Origin of the sequence: Faecalibacterium prausnitzii, from assembly GCF_019967995.1 — a bacterium.
GTDB lineage: Bacteria > Bacillota > Clostridia > Oscillospirales > Ruminococcaceae > Faecalibacterium > Faecalibacterium prausnitzii_E.
Map to the genome: position 1 here is coordinate 1,524,177 of NZ_CP065377.1, position 24,362 is coordinate 1,548,538.

The following is a 24,362-nucleotide window of genomic DNA, read 5'->3' on the forward strand; positions in this document are numbered from 1 at the left end:
TTTTATGTGTCATGGAAGTTTGTATGACCCCTATGGCCATCATATCGGGTTTGTCAATAACTTTTACACTAAACTGGGTTCTGTTCAAATGAATATTGAGCTGGAAGACGGAAGAACGTTCCAGTTCAATCCGGGTGATCTTCTGCGTGACCGTCAGGGTGACTGGCGTATTCGGAAGCGGGAAGGGTCGGTGCTCGATTCTATGCGTTACATGCACTGGGCTGACTGTGTGATGGAAGAGGCAGCCAAAAAGAAGGAGGAAACCAATATGACTGCACCAAGTATCAAGAATGTGATCTTCAATCCCCCCGCAACCATTGTGTTCTGGACGGATGGTAGCAAAACCGTTGTGAAGTGCAATGTAAAGGATGGGTTTGACCCTGAGAAGGGACTGACCATGGCTATTGCGAAGCGCTGCGCCAGCAACAGCGATGATTTCTACAAGGAAATCAAGACATGGATTGAGAAGAGCGAGTATAAGTGCCCAAGCACTGTTGTTTCGCCGGATCGATCCGCAAATCAGGATGTACTGAAAGAGTATGTTTTCAAGGCCAATAAGGCTTTGAAAGACTTTATCGCTGCCTCAGCAAACGGTAACAGCGTGACCATGCTTCTTAAAATGGCAGCGCTTACTGCCAATCTTGAAATTCTCGAAGAGAAAGTCAATAAGTAAAAATAGGAGACTGATATTTATGTACACTAAGCGTCAGAAAGTCAATATTGACGATACACGTTTCATCTATGCCACCAATTTCTCTGGTGACCCCAGCCGCGACCGCTTTGGTTCGGACAAGCGTCGGGTCAACGTGGTCATCCCCACGCAGGAGCAGGCGGATTATCTGGTATCTCTGGGCGTAAAGGTCAAGCAGACCAAGCCGAATCCTGAGCGCACCTACGACGAGCCGTTTGTGCCGACCTACTTTGCTCCGGTCACTATCAACATGGAATCCAAGTGGCCGCCGCACGTGTACTGGATCACTACCACCGGCAAGCGCCTGCTCTGTGACATTGATACGATCGGTCAACTCGATTTTATTCGGGTCAAGAATGTCTGCGTTCAGGCCAATCTCGTGGAGAAGCGCAACACTCCGGGCGAGTACAGCCTGTATGCGGATGTCATGTATGTCGAGCAGGATGCAGATGCCGATCCGTATGCGGAACGGTATGCGCGCTATGCCGCACCGGAAGCAGACATGGCCGAGCCTAACGATCCGAACGATATGCCGTTCTAAGGAGGAGCACATGAAGAAACTGTTTATCAGTGTTCCTATGCGCAACCGCACGGAATGCGCCATCAAAGCATCCATGGAGCAGATGCACAAGATTGCAGAAGCTGTCTTTGGTGAAGAACTGGAAGTTATCCCGACTTATTTCGAGGATGATCCTCCTGAAAACACCAACATGGCTCTTTGGTATCTTGGTGAGAGCATCAAGAAACTGTCGGAAGCAGACCGCTTTATCGGCATTTACGATGAGGATAAGGGCTACCGTGGCTGCATCATCGAGAACCTCGCTGCAAAGAACTACGGCATCCCGTCCTATCTGGTGAATGTCAGCTATGTTGCTCCCGACATCATCGAGCAGAAGCGTCGTGATGCACGCCTCGCAAACCTCGAAATTTATTAAATGATATTTCTGAGTGCAGGAGTTAGTCTTCCGTTGAATGGACCAGCCGGTGAGTGCCCACGTCGCAAATGGCGTTCTCAGAGGCAGCAGCTCAGACTTATATTTTTAATAAAGGAGAAGAACTATGAAAGTATTGCGTATCAAACCGATGTGCCGACCGGAGGTCATCGACATTGATGGCTCGTTGGAATCTCTGCAGAAAGAGGTTGGCGGCTTGATTCAAGCAACCTACCCGTGGGACGACAAAGTTGCTCTTATTTGTAATGATGAGGGCAAACTCATGGGCTTGGAGTTCAACCGGCCGCTTTATAATGCTGACGCTCAGATGTACGACTATGTAGTTGGTACATTTCTGATTGTAGGCTTGACCGAAGATGACTTTGGCTCTCTTTCGGTTGAGATGATCGAGAAATACACCAGGATGTTTCGCCGCTGCTATGGTCTGCTTGAGGACGAGGACGGTAAAAGATATATTGTGTGCATGAAGCCGAAGCAGTAATCGCAATAATTTCGTGAGCCGTGGAGAAATCTGCGGCTCTTTTATTTGAGTCATTAGCATGGGCTGTACGGTGGGTTCGATTCCCGCATGACTCGCAAATGCTCAAAAAAGGAGACTGATATTCATGGCAAAAGTTTGGAAGATTGACAAGCCGTGTATGGATTGTGGGGTGATGATGTACGCCGTTTATCCGGGCCAAAGGTACTGCGAGAAATGCAGAAAGGCGCGGTTCCTGAAAAAAGACGAACCGAAGCCGAAGAAACTCACGCTTCAGGATATCATGCGCGAAGCTGATAAGGAGGGCTTGCAATATGCGTCCTACTGCAAAAAGCACGGACTCTACTAAGAAAGAGTGGAAGGTCTTTACGAAAAACGGCAAGGAGATTTTTGCTTACACAGTCTATGGTGAAGGCGAAGACGAACAGGAGGCGACTATCGCACTGCTGGCCTACGAAAATCACTGTAGAAAAACTTCGATCCATGTGCACACGGAATGGAGGTAATTACACTGATGGCAGGCGTAACGCTCTACGACTACCAGCTGGATGCACTCAAACGGATGAAAATTGGCTGCATCTTATGTGGAGGCGTAGGAAGCGGAAAATCGAGAACCAGTTTGGCGTTCTATTATACGCTATTTGATGGGATAGTGAACACGGAAAATTACGTTAAGATGACAGAACCACCGGATTTGTACATCATCACGACCGCTCGGAAACGAGATACTGGCGAATGGGATGAAGAACTGGCCCATTTCTACATGTCTACGGATAAAGAGCATGATGTTTACGAGCATACCGTCGTTGTAGATTCCTGGAATAACATTGGAAAATACGTTGGTGTAAAGAATTCGTTCTTTATATTCGACGAGCAGCGAGTCGTCGGGAAGGGCACATGGGTAAAGGCTTTCCTGAAAATCACGCAGAGCAATGAATGGATATTGCTCAGCGCGACCCCCGGCGATTGCTGGACGGATTATATTCCGGTGTTCATTGCAAATGGATTTTACCGTAACCGGTCAGACTTCAATAACCAGCATGTGGTTTATAGCCAATTCTGCACAAAGTATCCGAAGATCGACCGATATTTGAATACCCAGCGTCTGGTAAGGCTGCGGGAACGGGTCCTGGTCGATATGGATTTTGAACGTTCGACGGTGTCTCACCATGAAAATATTTTCGTAGATTATGACAAGATGAAATACATGTCAATCTGCAAGAACCGGTGGAATCTTTGGGAGAACAAGCCAATCGAGACAGCCAGCGAGTTCTGCTATCTGCTGCGGAAGCTCGTCAATTCGGATGAGAGCCGCCAGCGGGAAGTGCTGGATATTTGCATGACCCGGCCCAGAGTCATCATCTTCTACAACTTTGACTATGAGCTGGATATTCTGCTGAATCTGGCCTATGACGAAGGCGTGGAAGTAGCACAATGGAACGGGCATAAGCATCAACCGATTCCGGATGGAGAGCGATGGGTCTATCTCGTACAATATAACGCCGGGGCAGAAGGTTGGAACTGTATCAAGACAGATACAATTATATTTTACAGTCAGAACTACTCCTACAAGATCATGGAACAGGCGTCTGGGCGTATCGACCGGCTAAACACGCCGTACAAGGATCTCTGGTATTACCACCTGAAGAGTAGGAGCGGTATTGATCTTGCGATTTCGAGAGCCCTGAACTCGAAGAAGGCGTTTAACGAAAGGAAATTTTATGGAGGTACGACATGATCGAAAGTATACACGACCTTGGCATCTGCACAGATGTTGAGAAATTAAAGAAACAAAAAGAAAAATACCATACGGAAATTGTAGAATATTGCAAAGTGAATCCTTTATGCGCTGCTATCATCGTAAAAATGCGTACTGATAAAGATTTCTTGCATTTTATCTCGCTCATATCTGTGCGAGCAGCATTTTCAAATCGCATAAGAGAACTTGGAGGAAAAGACTGATGATTAGAGACTCTGGCGACCGTACCGAATTTGAAACCGGTGCCAAGCGCGATATTTATGATTCTTTAAGGCTTACTGCTGAGAAAATAGCAGATGCCTTAAATGCGATTGCAGAATACTTCGAGAAAGTAACGGCTTGTCTCATGGACTTGATTGAAGAAATCAAGGGGCAGCCATTGAAGACGATTCTACAGAAGTTGCGTCCTGACTACAAGGACAAATGCAAAATCCGGTGGCTGGATATTCCCAACAAGGTTATGCAGGGGAGAATCAGGAGGTTCTGCTAATGGGAAATATTTCAAAGAAAATCAGAAAGAAGCTTGTCAAAGTTATCAATGCTAATTGCCATCGTGTAACGCACTTTGGAGAGCACAATGCGACATTTGTTCCTTACGACAGCAGCCCACTGTCTGCTATTTGGAAATATCTCTGCATCAGAGATGACGTTGTTTTTACAGGTCGTTTCTTGGTTGATCGAAGCGAAAAACATATTCCTTTCAGTGAGCGCTACTGTTGCATCAATGCTCCAGAACAATTATTTGCTCCAAGAGCGCATATCGAAATCGGCAAACAAATTGTCAATAGACTAAAAGAACACAACCAGCTTTACGCTGTTTATTACACATGGAGGAAAAGGAAATGATTAAAGATTCTGGAGATCGCACCGAATTTGAAACTGGTGCAAAACGTGACATGCACGCAGGGAAGGGGCGGATGGATCTTCTGCCTTGGTATGGCATCATGGAAGTCAGCAAGCACTGCGAGGAAGGTGCGCTGAAGTACGGGGAACACAATGTGGATAAGGGCATCCCGCTGCATTCGCTTCTGGACAGTGCTTCTCGGCATCTGGCAAAGTACATGGTCGGTATGGACGATGAGGACCACCTGCGTGCTGCCTGCTGGAACCTGCTCTGGGCATTGAACCAGCGGGAGACCCATCCGGAGTTGGATGATAGGTTTAGCACAAAGTGTAACCTAGAGCTTCTGGAGAAGCATCTCGTAGTAAAACCGCTAGATATAGTGCGCATTAAATGCCTGCAATGTGGCGATACGCACAGAGTACCTAAAGAAGTATGGAATAATGCACCACATTTGCATGATTCCTATATGAAACTTTCATACTGCCCTATTTGTAAAAAGACAGTGGCTCATGGTATTGTGGAGGAGATGAAGTCTGATGAATGACTGGATGCGTGAAGTGGACTATGCTACTTACTGCCCGAAGTGCAAGAACTTTAGGGTGCTGGAGACGGATGAGCCTTGCAATGAGTGCCTGACGGAGTGCGCGCGGGAGGGTACGGTGAAGCCCGCGAAGTTTGAGGAGAAGACGCGAAAATAACGGGCTCCTTTATGAGATGATTAGTCTCGAAATTATATTTTGGAGGTACGAATTATGAACATGAACAAATTCATGACGACTATGGCAAAGGCGGGAGTGCTTTACATTGGTGCATTTGCAATTTGGAAGTTAGGCATTTGGCACGGTGAAGGAGCAGGCGTGGCACTTGGGTATGCGACCGAGCACATCATGTGCGCTGAAGGTGGTGCTCTTGGCTATTTGGAATATGTCGAGAAAAATGAAAGGAACTTGTTTGGCAAGATGTTTACGATGGGAGCCAAAGAAATCGAAAAGCAGTTGAAAAACATTGAGAACAATTAACTCAAAGGCGAGAGCCATGGAGAAATCTGCGGCTCTTTATTTTTATCATTGAAGGAAGATGCTTGTATGCAACACATGAACATTAAATGCTGCCATTGTGGGGACTATACCCCATTTATCGCAGAGGAGAACGTTGAAGTTATTCCTCAAGTTAATCTCACAAGAACCGATATGGATAATTTGGGCGATATCGCCGAGGCATTGGCGGAATGCGGTTGCTTCGGTGCGTTTGATTTCTTATGCCGGGTTCAGAGCGAAGTGACAAAAATTGTAGAGTATCAGGAGGAACGGTGAACGCTAAATGATATTTGCTGAAGAGGATTTGAACTCTTTGAATGCTATTGCTGGACTATTGGCTTCATTCGGGTGTGATAGTCAGGCTGGCTGTGTGCTTTATATTCAGCATAAAATCGCAAAGACCATGGAGGCTGACGAAAGGAAATGCAGAAATGAGAAACATGTCTAAGAAAACCTGGAAACTCCGGGTTTGGAATTACATGACCGAGATGCAGAAGCTAGATATTCTGCTGAAGCACGCTAAGGTTCCGCATACTTATGGACGTCGTTGGCCAGAGATGGACAGACCAGACTGTCAGGAGTATCTTCCGGGCGGACGGCATGATGGTGGTGAGCAAATTATTGCATATGATGCTGCTGGAAATCGTATCTGGGATGGCATTTGGGGTTGGGGTTCCTATGGCTTTGAGCAGGGGCTTATCGAGGTGATGGGCAGACAGGCGCTTGGCCATGATGATGTTGATGGCTGGCTCACGGCTCGTCAGGTCACAAAGATGTGGAGGTGTAGAAATGCTGCGCAAAATCGTTGATTTCGTCAAAAAGATATTCTGGACAGAGCCGATGATTTCGACAGTCAACACGCTGAAAGATGCCATGCGGGATCTTGAGGTGGCCCGGAACCACTTTGAGAATTGTGATCCGGAGTTTATCACGGCTGCTATCTTCGAGCTGAACGCTGCGGAGTGCCGGGTGGATGCTGCGAGGAGGTGTGTGGGGTGAAGACATTTTATTATCCGACTTACAAGTGCCGATTTTGCGAGAAGGAATTTAACGATGGGCATCCCTACTGTAATCCCGAAGATGCAAAGAACAATCTGGCCGGTCTGATGGCGTTCCGCCCAATTCATCATTGCGATGGTGGTCATATTGGCATTGGATATTTTACAGGTCTCGAAAGGGTTGATAAGGATGAATGATATTTGGGATAAGATTGGTACATTCCTTGGGCATTTGCTGGCGGCGACAGCGGCCATCTGCGCGTGGCTGATCATTATTGCGTTCACGCTGAAGATAATTTGGTTAATTTTGTTCCGGATTATGCTGTGAGGTACGATATGATTGACTATGAAGAAGTTGCCGAGGCCATATGGAGGTACGATTGTCCTCGAATTGACATTGATGAGGATATTACGACTCTTTATGCGGATGGCAAAGCTTATGCACAAGTTATTCGCAGGTCTGACGGGTCACGCGAGGACTTGTATTTTGAGGATTACGAGCTTCAAAAAGTTATCCTGATCAAGCCGAACGCTAAGTTGCGTGATGCGGTCGAGCTTTGCATGAATGGTGACATTAGCTACGCAGATGCTCGTGAATGGTGCATGGAGAATGATATTTCACTTGGGCAGTTCGACAGGTGGCTCTATGGTGCGCTGAGAAAGTCTGATAACCCTGTCCGGGCGGAACCGAAAGAACCGTGGCCATATCGAGTGGTGGCGGGCATAAACCGGGTGCTGGAGATTCTGCTTGACTCGATTTTGGAGGATTTTATATGAAGATGTACACATTTTGGTTTGAGTGCACGGACAATGGTGGCGGGCATCAGGGTTTCGTGGTCAAAGCAGAAAATAAGCAGGAGGCTATCCGTAAAGGCATGAATATTGCAAAGAAGTTTGCTTGCGGAGATATCTGCGGCGACTGGGAGTGTAAGTTGAAGCGGGAGGATAGTTTATGAACGAAGACTTTGGAGCGATTACCATTCTTGCTCCAAAATGCCAGAAGTGCCCCAAAGTGAAATCCTGTGACCATAAACAAATGGCTCATCTCGGATACATAGTTCCACAAAGGGGCAACGGAAAGAGCTTCAGTCAGCTCGAAATGGTGGATTCACTGATGAAAAGGAGATTTAATTATGAAAATCATTGAACCTAAGTACGAAATCCTCACTGATATTTCTGAGGGCGGCATCAAGGAACTGCAGCAGATCGAGCGGGTGGCCCGTGTCTGCTACAAGAGCGAGGATAAGATCACGCCGGACGGTGAGTCGGCAAAGAAGCTGGTGGGCTTTCTGGTGAAGCAGGGGCATGAGGCTATGCTGGAGCATTCTCAGCTGTCCGTGCTGTTTACCTGTGACCGGGCCATTGCCAATGAGCTGGTGCGGCACCGCATTGCGAGCTTTGCGCAGGAGAGCACTCGGTACTGCAACTACTCGAAGGAGAAGTTTGGCAATGAGCTTACGTTCATCTGGCCGTCCTATGTCCGTGGTGAGCAGTATTGCGAACTGAACGATAGCGAGGTTACGATCAAAAGCTCGTTCTTGGAAGCTATGACTTATGCCGAAAAGGACTACAAGCTGATGATAGCTAACGGTATGCGTCCCGAACAGGCTCGCTGCGTGCTGCCGCTGTGCCTGAAGACCGAAATCGTGGTGACTGCCAATTACCGTGAGTGGCGCAACATCTTCAAGCTGCGTACTCCTGTGGCAGCTCATCCTCAGATGCGTGAGCTGATGTGCCCGCTGCTGAAGGAACTGCAGAGCAAGATCCCGGTGGTGTTCGATGATATTTACACATACTGGCCGGAGGATGACCAGACGGGAAAGGAAAGCGTGGAGAAGTAACTATGAAAAATCGTATTATTTGCGTTGTCGCATGCCTGATGATGCTCGTGGGCTGTGTGGTTCTGTGCAGCTGTGGCAACTATAAGATGTTCGATACGACCTTTACCTACTCCTGGGCACAGATTAAGCTGCCCGATGGAACTATCATCGAAGGTAAGGTAGATAACTGGACTGACTACGAAGGTGATCAGCTGCAAATCACGATTGACGGTACCACATATCTGGTTCATGCCGCAAATGCTATTATGAAAACCTGAGTGGGAAAGGATGTGGTGGCAAGAAATGCAGCAGAAAACGTATGATTTTCTCATACAGATGAGGGCTCCTGTGCTTACCTTTGGCGGAGACTTGCTGGGCGAGGCAATTGAACTGGTGATTCACGACCTGGAGGTTCATCAATTCATCTCGCTGGCAGATATTGAGTGCAATCTGGCAGATAAGTTCAGCTGTAGTCCAGGTTCTGCGGATCGGAGACTTCGTAGGGCAATGGATATGATGGAGTTCAGGGCAGGAGAGTATCCGAATCCGGAATTGGAGAAACTGCGCGTTGAGTATCGTGTGAATACATGGTCGGTTAAGAAATTCCTCTACGCAGCGGCAAGGAGGCTGATGAGTTATGAGTAATAAGGATCGAGCGATATGCCTGATTTGGTGTACGCTGATGCTGTGTCTGAGTATCTGGTTGTGCGGATGCTCAAAACGGGCTGATAGCAGGAGTATCACGAGCGACGAGCAGGAGTATCACATTACAATTTACTATCCGAACACTAGGGATGTGTACGTAGAAGGCAATGGTGATGTGTTCTGGATGAGCTCAACCGATCATAGGATTAAAGTCCAAATCAATGACAAACGATACAGTGCGAGTTGGAACAATGTTATTATTGAGTGGGATGTGAAATAATGAAAAGGTTTAATACGATTATTTGGGAATTGCCACCGTAAATCTTGACGATGGTGAGTCTCCATGATATTCTTATACCAAGTTCAATGAGGAGGTGCTTTTATGGCACGGACGGTAAAATGCCCTAGCTGCGGTGCTGAACTGACAGTGAAAGACGACAACAGGGACTTTATGTTTTGCGAGTTCTGTGGGACGAAGGTTCGGTTGGATGACTATCAGGAGACGCACCGGTATGTAAATGAAGCGGAAGTCCAGCGAGTGAAGGCTGAGAAAGAGCTGGAGCTTAAAAGGATGGAAGCTTATACAAAAAGAGAAGAGCAAGCTGGTAAGCAATTCATAACGTTAATGTCTATCTGTTTGGGTGTTGCACTATTCTGTGTGCTAATTAGTAGATTTATGTAAAGATATGTTTAGTTTTTGTCTACTGCCCATTTTCATTTGCCGCTTTTTGTGAATTTTTGTGATAAAACGTCGGAATTTGTCATTTTCGTGGCCAAAAACCCAGTTCGTGGCCAAAAATTTTAGAAAAAATGGCCACAAAAAATAACGATAATTCGTTAAAATTATGCAATTTGGCCAAAAACCCACTTTTTTCTTTTAGTTAATGAAAAAAATGAAAAATTATATATAGTAATTGACGCTGAAAAACGGGTTTTTGGCCAGTGCTATTTTGGGCTTGAAAAAACTTGCCCATGGATGTATCATAGAACCACAGTGTACGAACGTAACGCTTCTGATTCTACGAGGTATTTTGTATGGCCTTTGAAGAATGGTGGACAACTGATCGGGATGGTAATCGTGTGGATTGCCGCGCTAATCAATTTGTAGAGCTTCATGCTAAAGCTCCCGTATGCGAATGCGGTCAGCACCTTACGCATGTCGGACCAGAAACATGGAAATGCGACCACTGTGAGATGTGCTATTCATATGACGATTTGTATAGATCCCATGGCCCTGAAGCATATGATTATAACTGCGATGCGGGTTCTATACAAGACGATTATGGCGAGCGAAAATATGAAAGCCTTCCGATGCACTGCGGTCCCGAAGAACTGTTTGACAGATATTAACATTCATGAGCATTGCCTCTGCGTGAAAAACGCAGGGGCTTTTTCTTTGTCCAAAATTCACAGAAATTCACATTTTTTCACAAAAACCACCGCGATAAAAACATCCTCTTTTATGAGGAGAATAGAGTGTGTCTCAAATGCACCATTCTCTTTATTTTTGGAGGTTGAACAATGCTCGAAAACAAATTCAAAACAAGATTGGTGAAAGAGCTGAAAGAACGCTTTCCCGGTTGCAAGGTCGTTCATTTAGACCCGAACGAGGTACAGGGATATCCTGACCTCTTGGTTCTTTATAAGCATACCTGGGCAGCTTTGGAAGGCAAACGTTCGGCAACTGCATCTCATCGACCAAACCAGGATTACTATGTCCAGCAGTTCGGCGAGATGAGCTTTGCAGCTTTCATCTATCCCGAAAACAAGGAGGAAGTTCTGAATGCAATGGAACGATCATTCGAGGCTCACGGGGCAGCATGCTTTCCTCGGAGCCAGTAAGTATCATTGGCTCAACTACGACGCACAGCGTTTGGCCGATGCGTACTTGAGCTTTCAAGCAAAAGAAAAAGGCACGAGGCTTCACGCATTTGCAGCAGAGTGCATTACACTCCGGCAGAAGTTGCCCAAAAGCAAAAAGACGCTCAATGCCTATGTCAATGACGCAATTGGCTTTCGCATGATTCCTGAGATGGTTCTCTACTACAGTGAGAACTGCTTTGGAACTGCAGATGCGATTTCGTTCAACGACGATCTTCTCCGCATCCATGATCTTAAAACCGGAGCTGTTCCTGCACATATGGAACAGCTCTTTATTTATGCTGCTCTGTTCTGCATGGAATACGGGATTCGACCGAAAGATATTCAGTTTGAGGCTCGTATCTACCAGAATGACGATGTTTGGATCGAAAATCCTACTTATGAGGATATTGACCCCATCATCGAGAAGATTCGCGAGTTTGATAAGGTAATTGCAGAATTGAAGTTAGGAGCAGTAGCATGAACCAGATCGAGAAAGATGTCCGCACCTATTTTGGCATTCCTTCCAACGAAAGCGTTTTGGAGCACTATGGCACCAAACGTCATTCCGGTCGCTATCCGTGGGGCTCTGGCAAGACTCCATACCAGCATTCTGGCGACTTTCTCTCGCGTGTGAACGAATTGAAGAAAAACGGTCTGTCTGAGAAAAATATTCTTGAAACCATCAATAACGGCATGCCGGACGAGTATAAAATGGGGCTTACGGAGTTCCGCATTGCTTTACAGAAGGCGGGCCACGACCGCAAGGCTCTGGAGTACGATCAGATTCGTGCATTAAAGGATGACGGCCTGGGCTGGAAAGCCATCGGAGATAAGCTCGGCATGAGTGAGTCGAGCGTCCGATCCAAATACAATAACGGAATTGGCGAAAAAGCAAGTCAAGCTGAAAAAATTGCCGAAACTTTGAGAAAAGAAGTAGACAAGAAAGGCATGATCGATATTTCGGAAGGTGCCAACCAGGTTCTGGGCGTGTCCGAAAGCAAGCTGGATGAAGCGGCATATATTCTGGAAGCAGAATATGGCTATAAGCGTTACGGCGTTGGTATTCGGCAGCCGACAAATGTTCGTCAGCAGACCAATATCACGGTGCTTGCAAAGCCTGAATATGACCAGAAGTATGCTTATCAGCACCAGGATCAAATTGATTCGCTGGGTGATTATCATAGCGATGATGGTGGTGACACCTTTACGAAGCTTCAGCGTCCGGCAAGCCTAGATTCCAACCGCGTTGCAATTCGATACGGCGATGAAGGCGGCCTGGATAAGGACGGCGTCATGGAAATTCGCCGTGGTGTACCCGATCTCGACCTTGGCAAGAGCCATTATGCGCAGGTTCGCATCCTTGTAGATGGCGATCATTACCTGAAGGGCATGGCTGTTTATTCAGACGACCTTCCGGATGGTGTGGACATCATGTTCAATACCAATAAGCCTTCGGGAACTCCCAAAATGAAGGTTTTGAAGGAGGCAAAAGCTGACCCCGACAACCCGTTTGGTGCAGCTATCAAAGCGAATGGCCAAAGTACGTACATCGGTGCGGATGGTAAAGAACATTTGTCACCTATCAACAAACTGAAAGAAGAAGGTGATTGGGATACGATGTCCCGCAACGTTTCTTCTCAGTTTCTATCCAAGCAACCGAAGAAGCTGATTGAGAACCAGCTGAAACTTACCGTTGCAGATTATCAGGCGCAGTATGATGAGATCATGCAGTACGATAATCCGACGGTCAAGAAGAAGTTGCTCAATGATTTTGCAGATACCTGCGAAGGCACCTCGATGACCTTGAAAGCATCGGCATTCCCTGGACAGTCTACCAAGGTCATTCTTCCCATCAATAAGATCAAGGAAACGGAGGCATACTGCCCGACTTACGAGAATGGTACGCAGCTCGCGCTGATTCGTTACCCTCATGCAGGCACTTTTGAGATTCCTATTGTTACTGTAAACAATAAGAACCTGCACGGCAAGCGCAATCTCGGCCAGATCCAGGATGCCATTGGCATCAATGCGAAGGTTGCAGAGCGTCTGTCTGGTGCTGACTTTGATGGCGATACCGTTATGGCTATTCCCATGTCCGACAAAGTCAAGATCAAGTCTACTCGTCCGCTCGATGACCTGAAAGACTTTGATCCTAAGACTGCTTATGCGGTTCCCGAAGGCAATCCCAATCATGTGCGCCTTATGAAAAAGGAAGAAAAGCAGAAAGAGATGGGCATCATCTCGAACCTGATTACGGACATGACGCTTCGGGGTGCCGATGAGAAAGAACTGGCCCGTGCGGTGAAGCACTCGATGGTAGTCATCGATGCTGAGAAGCATAAGTTGGACTATAAGCGCTCCGAGAGAGAGAACGGCATCCAAGAGCTGAAGCAGAAGTGGCAGATCCGTGTAGACGAAGAAGGCAACGAGAAGTATGGCGGTGCATCTACACTGCTGTCTCGCCGTAAGCAGACAGTCCGCGTTCCCGAACGCCGCGGAAGTGTGCGCGTGGATAAGGAATCCGGCGAGTACATCTACAAGGAGAGTGGGCGTACATTTACAGACCCCAAGACAGGGAGGGAGCGTCTGGCCGAGGACACAGTCAGCCTGATCTCCGAGACGAAGGATGCACGCACGCTGTCTTCTGGTACAATCCAGGAGAACTTGTATGCAGACTTCTCCAATAAGCTGAAGGCGATGGCTAATCAGGCCCGCAAAGAGGCAGTGAACATGAAGGGCATTCAGCGTGACCCGCAAGCAGCCAAGACCTATGCTACGGAAGTAGCTTCGCTGAAAGAAAAGTACAACAATATGATCGCTAACAAGCCAAAAGAGCGCAAGGCGATGCTTATCGCAAATGCCAACATCAAGGCTAAAATTCAGGAACAGGGTCTGAACCCTGCGATTGATAAGAAAGAGATCAAGAAGATCTCATCCGTCGAGATGCAGCGTGCCCGTGACTCTGTTGGTGCAAGTGGCCGCAAATCCAAGGTCACGTTCACTGATAAAGAATGGGAAGCTGTTCAAGCTGGCGCAATTTCGGACAACATGTTGACGAAATTCTTGAATTCTTCGGATTCTGACGAAATCGTAAAGCGCGCAATGCCGAAAACGACATCTGTTATGTCTTCTGCTAAGATGAGCAAAGCAAAAGCGATGCTCCGCAGCGGATACACGTACAAAGAAATCGCGCAGGCTTGCGGCGTACCAGAATCTACGGTTTATAGTGCGCTCAATAAATAAAACATTTCAGAAAGGCTTTGAATTATGGTTCGATGCTTTTTGACTACGATCGACAACCCATACAATCCGTATGACCAGTTCGATCAGTGGTATCGGTACGATACAGATCATGGCTATAACTCTTCTGGTCTGCTTATGCGGCTGGCAGAGACGTCCTCTCAATTCACAGACAATGAAAATGCCTATGAAATTGAGCGCGCAATTGACAAAATCGTTGCGAATGATCCGATAAACATCTATAAAAAGCTCAAGCTCACCCTCGAAGACGAGGACGCCATCAAAGAAAGCGCATAAAGGCATAGGGAGGGGGTCTCAAAAATGACACCCCCTCTCAAATCGCGCCGGTCTTTGATATTTCCCCGGAGGGAAAATTGATATTTGGGCTTTAAGAACAAGAAAAAACACCAGAATCCTCGCCGTGCATTGAGAATACTGGTGTTTTTATATTTTACTGCTTTTGTTCCGTGTCCATAGAAGCAGTCACAAGCTGCTCTAAAGACATTGTAATGTTTCGGAGACAATCTTCACGAGTTACTGAAACATTTTTGACGACTGTATAATCGCTTTTCAAGGTTATAACTTTTTCTAAAGTATCGTTCATTCTGTATCACCACCTTTCAAACAGAATAAACGAGTCTGTTAAGATGTTAAACCTCCAGAACAAGTATACAGATAAGTATATTCCAAGTCAAGCGGGAACAAAAGAAAGACAATCGCCGAGGCTGTGGGGAGTAGACTACGGCTTCGGCGGTTTTTGCAAGGGCTCATGGGAGGAAGATCGTTCCTCCTTTTGGGTTTCATGATGTTAAGCCTCCAAAATTAACATTGTTCATGATCGAGTTTGTCCATTTTACCTTTGCGACGGAAGGCATTTGTTTTCATTTTCTCCTTTCAAATGATGAGCCTCGCTGCTACTCCTGACACCTCCCATGAACCCTTGCAAAAGCGTAAACCTTATTATATATGTGCGAAAAGAGGATTGCGGATGAAACCGAAGAAAAACGCGCCCGGAGAAACGGCTGCGGCTTCGGCCCGGCCAGCATCATCTCCGGAAGCACAGGAAAATTACATGATCAACCTTGCGATGAAGCTGGTGGAGAAGCGGCTGCGCGAGGGTACGGCATCCAGCGCCGAGACGACTCATTTTCTGAAGCTGGCGACGACGAAAGCGGACCTTGAAAAGAAGAAGCTCGAAGAGGAAAACAAGCTGCTGCGGGCGAAAACAGAGACGTTGCAGAATGCAAAGAACTCGGAAGAGCTGTACGCAAATGCCATTCAGGCGATGCGGAAGTACAACGGCCTTGGCGAGGATGACGAGTATGTGGACAACTGAGTTTCTTACGCAGGCCGGAGCTTTTGCGGTGGTTGGGGTACTCGTTATTCTGGCCATGCTGGTCAGTGACAGGGATAACAGCACCCGTTTTTTCTGGCAGGTGATCTTTCCGGTTTGTATTGGGTGCTGCATCGTGGCGAGCATCTGGCTGGCTGAGGTGACGAGATGAATGTAATCACGATACGAGTAAACGATTTGATCATTGTGATGGAGTTTTTGTGCTGTATTCTAACGGCGGTGAACGCATTTACCGATGATACAAGCCCAGCGGACAACATCGGGCATTGGATCGCCAAACTCTGTGAGATGGTCATGCTTATCGTGCTGATCCTTATGACGGCAGGTTTGGGGGAGCTGAGATGAAGAGTTACACGGAACTATGCCAGCTGGCGACATTTGAAGAGCGGCTGAAGTATCTGGAGCTGCACGGGGAAGTCGGGAAAGACACGTTCGGGTTTGACCGGTGGTTGAATCAGGCGTTTTATCAATCGAAGGAGTGGCGGCAGTTCCGGGACCGGATCATCGTGAGGGACAACGGCTGTGACCTGGGATGCGAAGGCCGCCCGATCACGGACTGGGTGCTCCAGGGCGGAAAAGCGATCCGGCCGAAGATCTCGATTCATCATCTGAACCCCATTACAAAAGAAGATGTCCTCCAGCACAGCAAAAAACTGCTGGACCCGGAGAACGCCATTTGTGTTTCGGCGGCGACGCATAAAGCCATCCATTACGGGACGGGTCAAAATGCAAAACTGCCAGACGGAGAACGAAGATCAGGCGACACCTGCCCATGGAGGAAAGAACATGTACCAGAGACGAGCGTTTGAACCGAAGGAAACGAAAACCAGCAATGATATCCGCGCGAAGCTGGAGGAAGCAGAGCAGATGCTTTGCAAGATCGGCCCTTGCAGGGAACGAAGTCTGGCACTGACGAAACTGGATGAAGCGATGCTATGGGCGAACGTGGCAATTGCTCAGGCCGGTGTGGAAGATTACATGCAATAAGGGAGAAAACAAAATGAACAACGAAGCAATGATGAACCGCGCAAAGCAGCTGGTAGCAGACTACTTCAATGCCCATGCGGACGTGACCGACGGCAAGAAACTGACGCTGGAGGATGTGTATATCGTGTGGTTCTGCAAGACGTTACAGAACTGGAAGGCACTGGCGAGCACCACCGTATCGGACGGGATGTATTACGAGATCACCCACAACGGCGACAAGTGTGAGACCTATGTGGACGTCTACAAGAAGTGGGATAACAAGTGCGTCCCGGACTAAAAGCATAAAGCGCAAAAAGGAGAACAGATGGAAAGTATACTGACCTCGGTGAAGAAGCTCCTTGGGATGACCGAGGAGTATGCTGTGTTCGACACCGACCTGATCATGCACATCAACAGTGTGTTCATGATCCTGAACCAGATGGGCGTCGGGCCGAAGGATGCGTTCTGCATTACGGACGCGACGGCGACGTGGAGCGATTTTGCGGGGGAACGGGCCGACCTTGCAGCAGTCAAGAGTTATGTAGCGCTGAAGGTGCGGCTGCTGTTTGACCCGCCGCAGAGCTCGGTAACAATGGACGCCATCAAGAACCAGATCAGCGAGCTGGAATGGCGACTTTATGTTGCATGCGACAAGGAGGCAGAGGAATGAGACGGCTTTTATTCTCGGTGAGCGGGCAGAGCCTGCGCAAAGAAGGAAGCTTTGCCGGTGTGATCGCCGGAACGAAGGGATATTTGCTCTGCCACTTTGGCATGGCGGAACAGGACTGGCTGGGCGCCAAGAAGATCGCGCTGTTCAACGACCAGTACCCGGCGGCAGTGAACGATGCCGGTGAGTGCATGGTGCCGGACGAAGTGACGGACGGCAAGAGCATCAAGGTGGCGCTGATCGGCCAGAACGGAGTGACCCGCATCAAGACAAACCCGGTATTGATCGAGCAGGTGAGAGCATGACGACGGTAGACGAACTTTTTGCAGCAATGGAAGCCCCAAAGGTTGACCGGGTGATCCTGACCATTGATGAGAATCTGCGCATCATCGACATCCCGAACCTTGCTGTCGTGATCGGTGCAGAGGGCGACAAGGATGTGAACCGGCTCTACTTCAAAATGGATCGGCTTTACCGCGGGACGGACCTGGCGGCGTTTACGCCCCGCATCAACTACATCAATGCCGCGGGTAAGAACTATTACTACGATGTCACCGACCTGACCATTGAGGGCGACAGCCTGACGTTTTCCTGGCTGATCCGCGCGCAGGCGGCCGAGGTGAGCGGCACGGTGGAGTTCAGCGTGTGTATGCGGCAGTATGCTGAGAAGGAGCTGGTGGCGGAATTTAACACCACGACGTCTTCGATGAAGTGCCTGAAGAGCATCCACAAGGAAGATGCGAAAAACGATTCGGTCTATTCCGGAACATTTGCGGTGCTGGACGAGGCAATCTTCGACGAGGCGCTGCTTGGATAAAGACGATGAGAGGTGCAAAACATGGACTATCAGAAACACAATTTCAGGTCAGGGCAGCGCCTTTATGCTTCCCAGCTCAATGGCATGGACGACGCCATCCTTGAGCTTGCAGAAGAGATGAAGAATGCCGGTGGTCTTTCGATTGGCACGGTGACCACCGGTGCACAGGCCGCAGCAAGTATTCAGGATGGTAAACTGAACCTTGTGTTTCCCGTGACGAACATGGGCGGCGGAAGCGGCATCTCGGATGCAGCAAAGCGTTACATTCTGGCCCTGTTTGAGAATGCCGCCTACAAAAACGGCACGATGCAGGCGACCTACAATGCTCTGAAAGCAGAATGGGGGATGGGGTCCGGAACTACCGTCACGCCCAGCCAGCCGGGAACACCGGATACCCCCAGCGATACGCTGCCGACTCCGCTCTATAAGCTGGCCGCGCAGAAGACCTTTGTACAATCCAAGAAAGAGTTCATTGACACTGGGCTGAAGCTGTTCGAAACCGTGAACGATGCCATGGAGCTGACATTGCTTGCGACGTTCTCGGTCGCGGCGGGTACATACACCGGCAGCTCTCCGGCTGTGCTGTTCGACTGCTTCAATGGTGGTGGCAACGATCAGCGCGGTGTCCTGGGTTGCACCTGGGACAAAGGCAATTTCGGTGTCAACGTCTATCATTCTTCCGGCGTATCGAATACTCTGGTGGACAACACCAAGCTGCAGCTGGCCATTCAGATCAAGGGCGGCACATACCGCATGACCCAGAACGGAACATTTGGGGCCTGGAACAGCATCTCGAATTACGGGACCGGCAAGACAGTCTCCAAGAGCCTGCTCATCGGCGCTTCGTGGACCGACGCCAACGACGTCGAAGTCGCTGGCAAGTCCCGTTTCTTTGTCGGTACGGTGTACGACTTCCAGGTATATAACAAGGTGCTGACGGATACGCAGGTCAAGACCCTGCTGGCGGAAGGACTTGGTGGCAGCACTGTCACGCCCAGTCAGCCGGATACCCCCAGCAACGGCCTGCCGACGCCGCGCTATAAACTGGCCGCGCAGAAGACTTTTGTACCGGCCAACAAAGAATTTATCGACACTGGGATCAAGCCGTTCGCAGCCATCGACACCGGCATGAATCTGACGGTGTACTCAACCTTTACGGTGGCTGACAGTGCAGTTAATACGGTGACAGTTTTACTTGATTGCTTCAGCGATCTCACCAACGATCAGAGAGGCATCATGGCTGCAACATGGACCAACGGAACCGTGGGCATGAACATGTTCACCTATGGCAGTCACTTTGTCAAGATCGAATCCGGGAAGAAACTGAAGTTTCTGCTCCAGATCAAGGGAACGCAGTTCCGGTTCCTGTCGTACGGTTCCATGACCGAATGGAAGAACATCCCGAACTATGCCGCGAACAAGACCGTAGATCGTTCGCTGATCCTTGGTGCTTCGTGGACCGCCAGCTCAGGCGAAACTACGGACGGCAAGGCACGTTTCTTCAATGGCACGGTGTACGACTTCCAGGTATTCGACACGGCGCTGACCGATGCACAGATCACGACCCTGATGGAGGCAAACTGATATGGTATACGACCTGAATGGCACCACCCTGAGCACAGGCGGCGGCAGCGGGATGCTGAACGTGCTGGACTATGGCTTCAAGGGAGACGGCACCACCGACAACCTGGCCGCATTCAACGATCTGGTGGCCGCGCGCCCCGGCGAAACGCTGTATTTCCCGAAGGGTGTGTATGCGTTTTCCGGCAAGCTGGTGCTCGACCTCTGCTACATGGTGCTCGACAACGCTGAGTTGAAGTGCACGGCGGCCACCAAAGTGAACCGCTTTATCGAGATCCGCGGCAAGATGACCCCGCCTGAAACGCCCCAACAGGACATGTTCATCCGGGGCAACGGTAAAGTCAACGCGAACTTCAAGGCAGACGACTGCATCGCCGTGGCACGGCAGAAATGCACCCTGATCGACCACATCTCCATCCAAAACTTCCAGCGGTACGGCATCTGCGGCAAATTCAACGACGCTTCGATGACCAACAGCGACGGCCAGACGGAAGGCAACCTCTCGTATGAGCTGATGGTGCGCAACTGTCTGATCGAGACGTCGCTGATCTATCCGGATGCAGTGGGCATTTACGACACCGGCGACTCCATGTACACCGATATCGTCATCATGAACGTGAAGACGGCGCTCTCGTGCAGCGGCAGCAGCATCTTTCACAACGTTCACGCCTGGTGCTTCGATTTCAATTACAGCGACAACGACACCAAGAAGGCCCTGCTGGAGAACACGGTCTTTGCGTACATTCGCGTGAATGGTCCCCGCTTCTCGGACTGCTACTGCGACACCTACCAGAGAGGATTCAAATTCTACGACGGGCGGACCCTTGCCTATATCACGAACTTCAGATGGTATATTGCTGCTGAAACCTGGCCCACCGGCCTGACGGCCTATGTCTTCCCGGCCAACCCGACCGGGCAGGCAATGTACAAGGTCTTTGGCGCGGACATCAACGGTTCGGGCGTGACCAAGTTCAGCGATGTGGACCTGAGCAAGCAGACGAACTGCCGCTGGTACGGCATCGTGCACAACCTGAGCGACGCGCCAAGCACGCTGCAATAACGAAGGAGCATAAATCATGGCACTCTCGAACACGGCCACGCCGATCTACTACGGCCGCTTTCGGGAGGCCGTGATGCGTGGCGAGATCCCGGTCTGCCGGGAAATCTCCATGGAGATGAACCGGATCGACGACCTGATCGCAAACCCTGGCATCTGGTACGATGACAAGGCAGTGAACGGCTTTATCGCATTCTGCGAGGACGAGCTGACCCTGACCGACGGCACCGATGTGAAGATGCTGGAGAGCTTCAAGCTGTGGGCGGAGGAGATCTTCGGCTGGTATTACTTCGTGGAGCGGAGCGTCTTTGTGCCAAACGAGCATGGCGCGGGCGGGCACTACGAGACCCGGCGCATCAAGAAACGGCTGGTGACGAAGCAGTATCTCATCATCACCCGTTCGGCGGCAAAGACAATGTATCTGGAGTTTTTGCAGGCCTATTTCCTGACGGCATACACCACGACGACCCAGCAGCTGACGACCGCCCCGACCATGAAACAGGCCGAAGAGGTGCTGGCCCCGATGCGCACCGCGCTGGCGCGGGCAAAGGGCCCGGTGCTGAAGTTCATGACCGAAGGCAGTTTGCAGAACACGACAGGCTCGAAGGCCGACCGCGTCAAGATGGCCAGCACAAAGAAGGGCATCGAGAACTTCCTGACGAACAGCCTGCTGGAAGTGCGCCCGATGACCATTGAGAAATTGCAGGGACGGCGCGACACAGTGGCGACCGTGGACGAGTGGCTCTCGTGTGACATCCGGGAAGACCCCATCGGCGCCATCGAGCAGGGCGCGGCCAAGAACGAGAACTATCTCATCGTGGCGGCAAGCTCGGAAGGCACCGTGCGTAACGGCTGCGGCGATGACATCAAAATGGAGTTGATGCAGATCCTGAAAGGGGAGTACATCAACCCGCATGTGAGCATCTGGTACTACAAGCTGGACTCCCTCGACGAGGTGGGGCAGCCGGAGATGTGGCTGAAGGCAAACCCGAATCTGGGCAAGACTGTGAGCTACGAGACCTACCAGCTGGATGTGGAGCGCGCCGAGAAATCGCCCAGCGCCCGGAACGACATTCTGGCGAAGCGGTTCAACCTGCCGATGGAAGGGTACACCTATTTCTTCCCTTACGAGGAGACGCTGTGCCACCGCCACCGGAATTACTGGCAGATGCCCTGCGCGATGGGAGCAGACCTTTCGATGGGTGATGACTTCTGTTCGTTCACCTTCCTGTTCCCGCTGTCGAACGGATATTTCGGCGTGAAAACGCGGGACTATATCACGAGCTACACCCTGAGCCAACTGCCGATGAGCCGCCGGAACCAATACGAGGAGTTCATGAACGAAGGGACACTGTTCGTATTTGACGGTACGGTGCTGGACATGATGCAGGTCTACGACGATCTGGACCGGTTCATCCAGGAGAACGAGTACGACGTGCGGGCCTTTGGTTACGACCCCTATAACGCGAAGGAATTCGTGGAGCGGTGGGCGCTGGAGAACGGCAGCTTTGGCATCACCAAGGTGATCCAGGGCGCAAAGACAGAAAGCGTGCCGCTTGGGGAACTGAAGAAGCTGAGCGAACAGCGGAAACTGGTCTTTGACGAAAAACTGATGCAGTTTGCCATGGGAAATTGCATCACACTGGTGGACACGAACGGAAACCGGAAACTGTACAAGCAGCGGCAGGACCAGAAGATCGACGCCGTAGCGGCCATGATGGACGCCTATGTGGCTTGGAAACTGAACCGGGATGCGTTTGAGTGATCAATCATCGCCGCTATCCCAATCGTAATTCTTTGCGTGACATCTGCGGCAAGTCCAGTAACCATATTCATTATCGTCGTCTTCCCATGGCATGGTATAGAAAGCGTCATCGAGAGATGCACCGCAAGTTCGACAGCAGCCATTGAGGGAATAATCGTCTTCCTCATCATAGTCAGAGTCATCATAGCTATCTCCTGATTGGATAGGAACGCTAGACTCCTCTGGATCAGATGAAGCGGCAGAGTCGATAGCGGTTGTGTTTTCGTCGGGCCGATGGAGTAGATAAGCTACTCCGGCGACAGCCACAATAGTACCTACAGCTTTCACTGTTTTTAGGATTTTAGGATGTTTTACCGAAAAATCGTTGTATTTGATTTTGGCTTTGCCCCAAATTCCGAATTCGGAAGGATCGTATTCAACGCCAAATGATTCACCACATTTTTTACAGGTGATGGTGAATGGCATGCTTTTAGGGATATCAATGGGCGAACCACAATTAGGACAAACAACAATTTCCATAAGAACTCCTCTTCGTCGAAAAAATAATCGTCAAGAAGAGTATAGCACAGCAGTCAGACATTGTAAAACGTAAAAGAGGTGAAACGAAAAGTTGGATTACTACGGAAATAATGACTGGTGGGATTATATTGAGCATGGGTGGTTCGGCAGCAGCCAGAAGGGCAGTGCGAAGGGAAACCATAAATATTACATGCGTGTATCAGCTGGAACGAAGAATGGAAAGAACATATATCGTTATTTCTATTCCAAGGCGGACTACGAAGCTTATATCCGCAGTGGAAAGAAAAAACTGACTGGAGCATACCGGCTGGAACATCACCCCAACGGCAGGACAGCGCATGTCGCAACGGAGCAGTATGTCGATATGGACGGGCAGACAAAGCTCCGGAAAAAGTATATCTCTGCTGAAGAAGCGGATAAATTGCTGGATGACAAATACCGCAGAGAACGCGCTTTGAAAGAGACGCCGAAGGAAAAGAAAAAGCGCATGAAGCAAGCCAAGAAACGCTACAACAAGAAGATGTCCGCAACGCGGCGCAAGATCGCTGTGCAGAAAGGTATGCAGACGGTTGCCCGATTCATGGGTAAGCAGATGGACTTTAAGAAAAAGCCGAGCGACAAAACCGAGAAAAAAGCATACCGGGAGGCCGGGTGGCACAAGAGCTTGTTTGTTCCGGGGGCTTATACGCGGAAGGCAAAGTGAGGTGAAAAGCGGGAAATGTGGAGATATGACGATGGCGCGCTATACCACTGGGGTATCAAAGGCATGAAGTGGGGCGTGCGGCGGTACCAGAACAAGGACGGCACCCTGACGGCCGCAGGCAAAAAGCACTACGCCGGAGATGGGAACGCCGGTTCAGAAGATGAACCGAAGGTGGAATATGCACCGAAACGTTCCGGCCGGAATGCAGAGGATTACTCCGACGAGGAGCTGCGAAGCCGCATCAACCGGCTCCAGATGGAGAAGCAGTACCGCGATCTGCAAGGTCAGACAAACATCCGCGCCGATGACCCGAACAAGGAATTGAAAGCCGAGAAAGAGCGGCTCCAGCTCCAGAAGGACGTGAAGCAGCTGCGGAATGACGTGTACGGCGGGCAGAGCTTTGTGAAAAGCGTAATGAAAGATGCCTCGAAACAGTTTCTGACCAAGGCAGTTTCTGGTGCGATGAGCTACAGTGCCAAGCAGTTCATCACGAAAGAGCTGAAGAACCCGGAACTGGCGAACGCGATCGTGAGCGGAGGCGCCAGCGGCGGACAGCAGCAGAAGAAAGACGACGAGAAGAAAGATAACTGACCGGGAGGAAAATC

The 24,362-nt window shown here is 49.6% G+C and carries 44 protein-coding genes; 42 read left to right on the forward strand and 2 right to left on the reverse strand.

The window, feature by feature from the left end:
• Positions 1 to 4 precede the first annotated feature (4 nt).
• The 28 genes from I5P96_RS07610 to I5P96_RS07745 all read left to right on the forward strand — a co-directional run bounded on the left by I5P96_RS07610 (position 5) and on the right by I5P96_RS07745 (position 14,625).
• The gene (locus I5P96_RS07610) at positions 5 to 673 is read left to right on the forward strand and encodes a hypothetical protein (protein ID WP_223381397.1); all 669 of its coding nucleotides are present in this window, start codon (positions 5 to 7) and stop codon (positions 671 to 673) included.
• Between the two features lie 19 nt (positions 674 to 692).
• Positions 693 to 1,232: a hypothetical protein gene (locus I5P96_RS07615; protein WP_223381399.1), complete on the forward strand. Its 540-nt coding sequence runs from the start codon at positions 693 to 695 to the stop codon at positions 1,230 to 1,232.
• A 10-nt stretch (positions 1,233 to 1,242) separates the two neighbouring features.
• Complete coding sequence (locus tag I5P96_RS14200; protein WP_263286841.1) at positions 1,243 to 1,626, forward strand: hypothetical protein; 384 nt, start codon at positions 1,243 to 1,245, stop codon at positions 1,624 to 1,626.
• A gap of 124 nt (positions 1,627 to 1,750) precedes the next feature.
• Positions 1,751 to 2,125: a DUF3846 domain-containing protein gene (locus I5P96_RS07625; RefSeq protein ID WP_223381400.1), complete on the forward strand. Its 375-nt coding sequence runs from the start codon at positions 1,751 to 1,753 to the stop codon at positions 2,123 to 2,125.
• A 311-nt stretch (positions 2,126 to 2,436) separates the two neighbouring features.
• A complete protein-coding gene (locus I5P96_RS07630; protein ID WP_223381402.1) occupies positions 2,437 to 2,628 on the forward strand; it encodes a hypothetical protein in 192 nt (63 codons plus the stop codon).
• An 8-nt stretch (positions 2,629 to 2,636) separates the two neighbouring features.
• Entirely contained in the window at positions 2,637 to 3,860 is a 1,224-nt protein-coding gene (locus tag I5P96_RS07635) for a hypothetical protein (RefSeq protein WP_223381403.1), read from the forward strand.
• A complete protein-coding gene (locus I5P96_RS07640; protein ID WP_223381405.1) occupies positions 3,857 to 4,084 on the forward strand; it encodes a hypothetical protein in 228 nt (75 codons plus the stop codon). Before I5P96_RS07635 ends, I5P96_RS07640 begins: the two co-directional genes overlap by 4 nt.
• Positions 4,084 to 4,371, forward strand: a complete 288-nt coding sequence (locus tag I5P96_RS07645; RefSeq protein ID WP_223381408.1) for a hypothetical protein — start codon at positions 4,084 to 4,086, stop codon at positions 4,369 to 4,371. The genes I5P96_RS07640 and I5P96_RS07645 overlap by 1 nt, the downstream gene beginning before the upstream one ends.
• Positions 4,371 to 4,727: a hypothetical protein gene (locus I5P96_RS07650; RefSeq protein ID WP_223381410.1), complete on the forward strand. Its 357-nt coding sequence runs from the start codon at positions 4,371 to 4,373 to the stop codon at positions 4,725 to 4,727. Before I5P96_RS07645 ends, I5P96_RS07650 begins: the two co-directional genes overlap by 1 nt.
• Positions 4,724 to 5,269 carry a dATP/dGTP diphosphohydrolase domain-containing protein gene (locus tag I5P96_RS07655; RefSeq protein ID WP_223381412.1) on the forward strand — a complete coding sequence of 182 codons (546 nt, stop codon included), beginning with the start codon at positions 4,724 to 4,726 and terminating at the stop codon, positions 5,267 to 5,269. Before I5P96_RS07650 ends, I5P96_RS07655 begins: the two co-directional genes overlap by 4 nt.
• Positions 5,262 to 5,423 (forward strand): hypothetical protein, encoded by a 162-nt coding sequence (locus tag I5P96_RS07660; protein WP_223381414.1) that lies wholly within the window; start codon positions 5,262 to 5,264, stop codon positions 5,421 to 5,423. Before I5P96_RS07655 ends, I5P96_RS07660 begins: the two co-directional genes overlap by 8 nt.
• A 54-nt stretch (positions 5,424 to 5,477) precedes the next feature.
• Positions 5,478 to 5,744: a hypothetical protein gene (locus I5P96_RS07665; protein WP_223381416.1), complete on the forward strand. Its 267-nt coding sequence runs from the start codon at positions 5,478 to 5,480 to the stop codon at positions 5,742 to 5,744.
• A 66-nt stretch (positions 5,745 to 5,810) separates the two neighbouring features.
• Positions 5,811 to 6,038: a hypothetical protein gene (locus I5P96_RS07670; RefSeq protein ID WP_223381418.1), complete on the forward strand. Its 228-nt coding sequence runs from the start codon at positions 5,811 to 5,813 to the stop codon at positions 6,036 to 6,038.
• Positions 6,039 to 6,193: 155 nt separating this feature from the next.
• Positions 6,194 to 6,571 carry a hypothetical protein gene (locus I5P96_RS07675; RefSeq protein WP_223381420.1) on the forward strand — a complete coding sequence of 126 codons (378 nt, stop codon included), beginning with the start codon at positions 6,194 to 6,196 and terminating at the stop codon, positions 6,569 to 6,571.
• A complete protein-coding gene (locus I5P96_RS07680; RefSeq protein ID WP_223381422.1) occupies positions 6,552 to 6,761 on the forward strand; it encodes a hypothetical protein in 210 nt (69 codons plus the stop codon). The genes I5P96_RS07675 and I5P96_RS07680 overlap by 20 nt, the downstream gene beginning before the upstream one ends.
• Positions 6,758 to 6,958 carry a hypothetical protein gene (locus I5P96_RS07685; RefSeq protein WP_223381424.1) on the forward strand — a complete coding sequence of 67 codons (201 nt, stop codon included), beginning with the start codon at positions 6,758 to 6,760 and terminating at the stop codon, positions 6,956 to 6,958. The genes I5P96_RS07680 and I5P96_RS07685 overlap by 4 nt, the downstream gene beginning before the upstream one ends.
• Positions 6,959 to 7,096: 138 nt before the next feature.
• Positions 7,097 to 7,537 carry a hypothetical protein gene (locus I5P96_RS07690; protein WP_223381426.1) on the forward strand — a complete coding sequence of 147 codons (441 nt, stop codon included), beginning with the start codon at positions 7,097 to 7,099 and terminating at the stop codon, positions 7,535 to 7,537.
• Positions 7,534 to 7,716, forward strand: a complete 183-nt coding sequence (locus I5P96_RS07695) for a hypothetical protein (RefSeq protein ID WP_223381428.1) — start codon at positions 7,534 to 7,536, stop codon at positions 7,714 to 7,716. Before I5P96_RS07690 ends, I5P96_RS07695 begins: the two co-directional genes overlap by 4 nt.
• Entirely contained in the window at positions 7,713 to 7,907 is a 195-nt protein-coding gene (locus I5P96_RS07700; protein ID WP_223381430.1) for a hypothetical protein, read from the forward strand. The genes I5P96_RS07695 and I5P96_RS07700 overlap by 4 nt, the downstream gene beginning before the upstream one ends.
• Positions 7,894 to 8,601 carry an FAD-dependent thymidylate synthase gene (thyX, locus tag I5P96_RS07705; RefSeq protein WP_223381432.1) on the forward strand — a complete coding sequence of 236 codons (708 nt, stop codon included), beginning with the start codon at positions 7,894 to 7,896 and terminating at the stop codon, positions 8,599 to 8,601. The genes I5P96_RS07700 and thyX overlap by 14 nt, the downstream gene beginning before the upstream one ends.
• A 2-nt stretch (positions 8,602 to 8,603) precedes the next feature.
• Entirely contained in the window at positions 8,604 to 8,858 is a 255-nt protein-coding gene (locus I5P96_RS07710; RefSeq protein ID WP_223381434.1) for a hypothetical protein, read from the forward strand.
• 25 nt (positions 8,859 to 8,883) lie between these two features.
• A complete protein-coding gene (locus tag I5P96_RS07715; protein WP_223381436.1) occupies positions 8,884 to 9,225 on the forward strand; it encodes a hypothetical protein in 342 nt (113 codons plus the stop codon).
• A 382-nt stretch (positions 9,226 to 9,607) separates the two neighbouring features.
• Entirely contained in the window at positions 9,608 to 9,907 is a 300-nt protein-coding gene (locus I5P96_RS07720; RefSeq protein ID WP_223381438.1) for a TFIIB-type zinc ribbon-containing protein, read from the forward strand.
• Between the two features lie 353 nt (positions 9,908 to 10,260).
• The gene (locus I5P96_RS07725; protein WP_223381440.1) at positions 10,261 to 10,575 is read left to right on the forward strand and encodes a hypothetical protein; all 315 of its coding nucleotides are present in this window, start codon (positions 10,261 to 10,263) and stop codon (positions 10,573 to 10,575) included.
• Positions 10,576 to 10,746: 171 nt separating this feature from the next.
• A complete protein-coding gene (locus tag I5P96_RS07730) occupies positions 10,747 to 11,067 on the forward strand; it encodes a hypothetical protein (RefSeq protein ID WP_223381442.1) in 321 nt (106 codons plus the stop codon).
• Complete coding sequence (locus I5P96_RS07735) at positions 11,009 to 11,569, forward strand: DUF2800 domain-containing protein (RefSeq protein WP_223381444.1); 561 nt, start codon at positions 11,009 to 11,011, stop codon at positions 11,567 to 11,569. Before I5P96_RS07730 ends, I5P96_RS07735 begins: the two co-directional genes overlap by 59 nt.
• The gene (locus I5P96_RS07740; RefSeq protein WP_223381445.1) at positions 11,566 to 14,331 is read left to right on the forward strand and encodes a helix-turn-helix domain-containing protein; all 2,766 of its coding nucleotides are present in this window, start codon (positions 11,566 to 11,568) and stop codon (positions 14,329 to 14,331) included. The genes I5P96_RS07735 and I5P96_RS07740 overlap by 4 nt, the downstream gene beginning before the upstream one ends.
• A 39-nt stretch (positions 14,332 to 14,370) precedes the next feature.
• A complete protein-coding gene (locus I5P96_RS07745) occupies positions 14,371 to 14,625 on the forward strand; it encodes a hypothetical protein (RefSeq protein WP_223381446.1) in 255 nt (84 codons plus the stop codon).
• A gap of 154 nt (positions 14,626 to 14,779) precedes the next feature.
• On the opposite strand, the gene I5P96_RS07750 is transcribed toward I5P96_RS07745, so the two are convergent.
• Positions 14,780 to 14,932, reverse strand: coding sequence for a hypothetical protein (locus tag I5P96_RS07750; protein ID WP_158577536.1), 153 nt, complete (start codon positions 14,930 to 14,932; stop codon positions 14,780 to 14,782).
• Between the two features lie 384 nt (positions 14,933 to 15,316).
• Here I5P96_RS07750 and I5P96_RS07755 point away from each other — a divergent pair, with 384 nt between their 5' ends.
• Genes I5P96_RS07755 through I5P96_RS07810 form a run of 12 tightly spaced genes read left to right on the forward strand, consistent with a single transcriptional unit; the run spans position 15,317 to position 22,535 of the window.
• A complete protein-coding gene (locus I5P96_RS07755; RefSeq protein WP_223381447.1) occupies positions 15,317 to 15,664 on the forward strand; it encodes a hypothetical protein in 348 nt (115 codons plus the stop codon).
• The gene (locus I5P96_RS07760; RefSeq protein ID WP_223381448.1) at positions 15,651 to 15,833 is read left to right on the forward strand and encodes a hypothetical protein; all 183 of its coding nucleotides are present in this window, start codon (positions 15,651 to 15,653) and stop codon (positions 15,831 to 15,833) included. Before I5P96_RS07755 ends, I5P96_RS07760 begins: the two co-directional genes overlap by 14 nt.
• A gap of 26 nt (positions 15,834 to 15,859) precedes the next feature.
• The gene (locus I5P96_RS07765; protein WP_223381449.1) at positions 15,860 to 16,027 is read left to right on the forward strand and encodes a hypothetical protein; all 168 of its coding nucleotides are present in this window, start codon (positions 15,860 to 15,862) and stop codon (positions 16,025 to 16,027) included.
• Positions 16,024 to 16,491: a hypothetical protein gene (locus I5P96_RS07770; protein WP_223381450.1), complete on the forward strand. Its 468-nt coding sequence runs from the start codon at positions 16,024 to 16,026 to the stop codon at positions 16,489 to 16,491. The genes I5P96_RS07765 and I5P96_RS07770 overlap by 4 nt, the downstream gene beginning before the upstream one ends.
• Positions 16,469 to 16,669, forward strand: a complete 201-nt coding sequence (locus I5P96_RS07775; protein WP_223381451.1) for a hypothetical protein — start codon at positions 16,469 to 16,471, stop codon at positions 16,667 to 16,669. Before I5P96_RS07770 ends, I5P96_RS07775 begins: the two co-directional genes overlap by 23 nt.
• Before the next feature lie 13 nt (positions 16,670 to 16,682).
• Complete coding sequence (locus I5P96_RS07780) at positions 16,683 to 16,946, forward strand: DUF6275 family protein (RefSeq protein WP_223381452.1); 264 nt, start codon at positions 16,683 to 16,685, stop codon at positions 16,944 to 16,946.
• A gap of 27 nt (positions 16,947 to 16,973) precedes the next feature.
• Entirely contained in the window at positions 16,974 to 17,318 is a 345-nt protein-coding gene (locus tag I5P96_RS07785; RefSeq protein WP_118552978.1) for a hypothetical protein, read from the forward strand.
• Entirely contained in the window at positions 17,315 to 17,620 is a 306-nt protein-coding gene (locus I5P96_RS07790; RefSeq protein ID WP_118552979.1) for a hypothetical protein, read from the forward strand. The genes I5P96_RS07785 and I5P96_RS07790 overlap by 4 nt, the downstream gene beginning before the upstream one ends.
• On the forward strand, positions 17,617 to 18,132 hold the full coding sequence (locus I5P96_RS07795) for a hypothetical protein (RefSeq protein ID WP_223381454.1): 516 nt from the start codon (positions 17,617 to 17,619) through the stop codon (positions 18,130 to 18,132). Before I5P96_RS07790 ends, I5P96_RS07795 begins: the two co-directional genes overlap by 4 nt.
• Positions 18,133 to 18,153: 21 nt before the next feature.
• On the forward strand, positions 18,154 to 19,716 hold the full coding sequence (locus I5P96_RS07800; protein WP_223381456.1) for a LamG domain-containing protein: 1,563 nt from the start codon (positions 18,154 to 18,156) through the stop codon (positions 19,714 to 19,716).
• Position 19,717: 1 nt separating this feature from the next.
• Positions 19,718 to 20,773: a glycoside hydrolase family 55 protein gene (locus I5P96_RS07805; RefSeq protein WP_223381458.1), complete on the forward strand. Its 1,056-nt coding sequence runs from the start codon at positions 19,718 to 19,720 to the stop codon at positions 20,771 to 20,773.
• A 16-nt stretch (positions 20,774 to 20,789) separates the two neighbouring features.
• Entirely contained in the window at positions 20,790 to 22,535 is a 1,746-nt protein-coding gene (locus I5P96_RS07810) for a terminase TerL endonuclease subunit (RefSeq protein WP_223381459.1), read from the forward strand.
• Here I5P96_RS07810 and I5P96_RS07815 read toward each other — a convergent pair whose 3' ends face one another.
• Entirely contained in the window at positions 22,536 to 23,054 is a 519-nt protein-coding gene (locus I5P96_RS07815) for a hypothetical protein (RefSeq protein ID WP_223381460.1), read from the reverse strand.
• A 91-nt stretch (positions 23,055 to 23,145) separates the two neighbouring features.
• Here I5P96_RS07815 and I5P96_RS07820 point away from each other — a divergent pair, with 91 nt between their 5' ends.
• Positions 23,146 to 23,757, forward strand: coding sequence for a hypothetical protein (locus I5P96_RS07820; RefSeq protein WP_223381461.1), 612 nt, complete (start codon positions 23,146 to 23,148; stop codon positions 23,755 to 23,757).
• A gap of 15 nt (positions 23,758 to 23,772) precedes the next feature.
• The gene (locus I5P96_RS07825) at positions 23,773 to 24,348 is read left to right on the forward strand and encodes a hypothetical protein (protein ID WP_223381462.1); all 576 of its coding nucleotides are present in this window, start codon (positions 23,773 to 23,775) and stop codon (positions 24,346 to 24,348) included.
• Positions 24,349 to 24,362 lie beyond the last annotated feature (14 nt).

What these genes read in the sequence shown, in the direction of transcription:
- I5P96_RS07610 (WP_223381397.1), top strand. Translation starts at nt 5, where the DNA reads ATGTGTCATGGAAGTTTGTATGACCCCTATGGCCATCATATCGGGTTT.
- I5P96_RS07615 (WP_223381399.1), top strand. Translation starts at nt 693, where the DNA reads ATGTACACTAAGCGTCAGAAAGTCAATATTGACGATACACGTTTCATC.
- I5P96_RS14200 (WP_263286841.1), top strand. Translation starts at nt 1,243, where the DNA reads ATGAAGAAACTGTTTATCAGTGTTCCTATGCGCAACCGCACGGAATGC.
- I5P96_RS07625 (WP_223381400.1), top strand. Translation starts at nt 1,751, where the DNA reads ATGAAAGTATTGCGTATCAAACCGATGTGCCGACCGGAGGTCATCGAC.
- I5P96_RS07630 (WP_223381402.1), top strand. Translation starts at nt 2,437, where the DNA reads ATGCGTCCTACTGCAAAAAGCACGGACTCTACTAAGAAAGAGTGGAAG.
- I5P96_RS07635 (WP_223381403.1), top strand. Translation starts at nt 2,637, where the DNA reads ATGGCAGGCGTAACGCTCTACGACTACCAGCTGGATGCACTCAAACGG.
- I5P96_RS07640 (WP_223381405.1), top strand. Translation starts at nt 3,857, where the DNA reads ATGATCGAAAGTATACACGACCTTGGCATCTGCACAGATGTTGAGAAA.
- I5P96_RS07645 (WP_223381408.1), top strand. Translation starts at nt 4,084, where the DNA reads ATGATTAGAGACTCTGGCGACCGTACCGAATTTGAAACCGGTGCCAAG.
- I5P96_RS07650 (WP_223381410.1), top strand. Translation starts at nt 4,371, where the DNA reads ATGGGAAATATTTCAAAGAAAATCAGAAAGAAGCTTGTCAAAGTTATC.
- I5P96_RS07655 (WP_223381412.1), top strand. Translation starts at nt 4,724, where the DNA reads ATGATTAAAGATTCTGGAGATCGCACCGAATTTGAAACTGGTGCAAAA.
- I5P96_RS07660 (WP_223381414.1), top strand. Translation starts at nt 5,262, where the DNA reads ATGAATGACTGGATGCGTGAAGTGGACTATGCTACTTACTGCCCGAAG.
- I5P96_RS07665 (WP_223381416.1), top strand. Translation starts at nt 5,478, where the DNA reads ATGAACATGAACAAATTCATGACGACTATGGCAAAGGCGGGAGTGCTT.
- I5P96_RS07670 (WP_223381418.1), top strand. Translation starts at nt 5,811, where the DNA reads ATGCAACACATGAACATTAAATGCTGCCATTGTGGGGACTATACCCCA.
- I5P96_RS07675 (WP_223381420.1), top strand. Translation starts at nt 6,194, where the DNA reads ATGAGAAACATGTCTAAGAAAACCTGGAAACTCCGGGTTTGGAATTAC.
- I5P96_RS07680 (WP_223381422.1), top strand. Translation starts at nt 6,552, where the DNA reads ATGCTGCGCAAAATCGTTGATTTCGTCAAAAAGATATTCTGGACAGAG.
- I5P96_RS07690 (WP_223381426.1), top strand. Translation starts at nt 7,097, where the DNA reads ATGATTGACTATGAAGAAGTTGCCGAGGCCATATGGAGGTACGATTGT.
- I5P96_RS07695 (WP_223381428.1), top strand. Translation starts at nt 7,534, where the DNA reads ATGAAGATGTACACATTTTGGTTTGAGTGCACGGACAATGGTGGCGGG.
- I5P96_RS07700 (WP_223381430.1), top strand. Translation starts at nt 7,713, where the DNA reads ATGAACGAAGACTTTGGAGCGATTACCATTCTTGCTCCAAAATGCCAG.
- thyX (WP_223381432.1), top strand. Translation starts at nt 7,894, where the DNA reads ATGAAAATCATTGAACCTAAGTACGAAATCCTCACTGATATTTCTGAG.
- I5P96_RS07710 (WP_223381434.1), top strand. Translation starts at nt 8,604, where the DNA reads ATGAAAAATCGTATTATTTGCGTTGTCGCATGCCTGATGATGCTCGTG.
- I5P96_RS07715 (WP_223381436.1), top strand. Translation starts at nt 8,884, where the DNA reads ATGCAGCAGAAAACGTATGATTTTCTCATACAGATGAGGGCTCCTGTG.
- I5P96_RS07720 (WP_223381438.1), top strand. Translation starts at nt 9,608, where the DNA reads ATGGCACGGACGGTAAAATGCCCTAGCTGCGGTGCTGAACTGACAGTG.
- I5P96_RS07725 (WP_223381440.1), top strand. Translation starts at nt 10,261, where the DNA reads ATGGCCTTTGAAGAATGGTGGACAACTGATCGGGATGGTAATCGTGTG.
- I5P96_RS07730 (WP_223381442.1), top strand. Translation starts at nt 10,747, where the DNA reads ATGCTCGAAAACAAATTCAAAACAAGATTGGTGAAAGAGCTGAAAGAA.
- I5P96_RS07735 (WP_223381444.1), top strand. Translation starts at nt 11,009, where the DNA reads ATGCAATGGAACGATCATTCGAGGCTCACGGGGCAGCATGCTTTCCTC.
- I5P96_RS07740 (WP_223381445.1), top strand. Translation starts at nt 11,566, where the DNA reads ATGAACCAGATCGAGAAAGATGTCCGCACCTATTTTGGCATTCCTTCC.
- I5P96_RS07750 (WP_158577536.1), bottom strand. Translation starts at nt 14,932, where the DNA reads ATGAACGATACTTTAGAAAAAGTTATAACCTTGAAAAGCGATTATACA.
- I5P96_RS07755 (WP_223381447.1), top strand. Translation starts at nt 15,317, where the DNA reads ATGAAACCGAAGAAAAACGCGCCCGGAGAAACGGCTGCGGCTTCGGCC.
- I5P96_RS07760 (WP_223381448.1), top strand. Translation starts at nt 15,651, where the DNA reads ATGTGGACAACTGAGTTTCTTACGCAGGCCGGAGCTTTTGCGGTGGTT.
- I5P96_RS07770 (WP_223381450.1), top strand. Translation starts at nt 16,024, where the DNA reads ATGAAGAGTTACACGGAACTATGCCAGCTGGCGACATTTGAAGAGCGG.
- I5P96_RS07775 (WP_223381451.1), top strand. Translation starts at nt 16,469, where the DNA reads ATGTACCAGAGACGAGCGTTTGAACCGAAGGAAACGAAAACCAGCAAT.
- I5P96_RS07780 (WP_223381452.1), top strand. Translation starts at nt 16,683, where the DNA reads ATGAACAACGAAGCAATGATGAACCGCGCAAAGCAGCTGGTAGCAGAC.
- I5P96_RS07785 (WP_118552978.1), top strand. Translation starts at nt 16,974, where the DNA reads ATGGAAAGTATACTGACCTCGGTGAAGAAGCTCCTTGGGATGACCGAG.
- I5P96_RS07790 (WP_118552979.1), top strand. Translation starts at nt 17,315, where the DNA reads ATGAGACGGCTTTTATTCTCGGTGAGCGGGCAGAGCCTGCGCAAAGAA.
- I5P96_RS07795 (WP_223381454.1), top strand. Translation starts at nt 17,617, where the DNA reads ATGACGACGGTAGACGAACTTTTTGCAGCAATGGAAGCCCCAAAGGTT.
- I5P96_RS07800 (WP_223381456.1), top strand. Translation starts at nt 18,154, where the DNA reads ATGGACTATCAGAAACACAATTTCAGGTCAGGGCAGCGCCTTTATGCT.
- I5P96_RS07805 (WP_223381458.1), top strand. Translation starts at nt 19,718, where the DNA reads ATGGTATACGACCTGAATGGCACCACCCTGAGCACAGGCGGCGGCAGC.
- I5P96_RS07810 (WP_223381459.1), top strand. Translation starts at nt 20,790, where the DNA reads ATGGCACTCTCGAACACGGCCACGCCGATCTACTACGGCCGCTTTCGG.
- I5P96_RS07815 (WP_223381460.1), bottom strand. Translation starts at nt 23,054, where the DNA reads ATGGAAATTGTTGTTTGTCCTAATTGTGGTTCGCCCATTGATATCCCT.
- I5P96_RS07825 (WP_223381462.1), top strand. Translation starts at nt 23,773, where the DNA reads ATGTGGAGATATGACGATGGCGCGCTATACCACTGGGGTATCAAAGGC.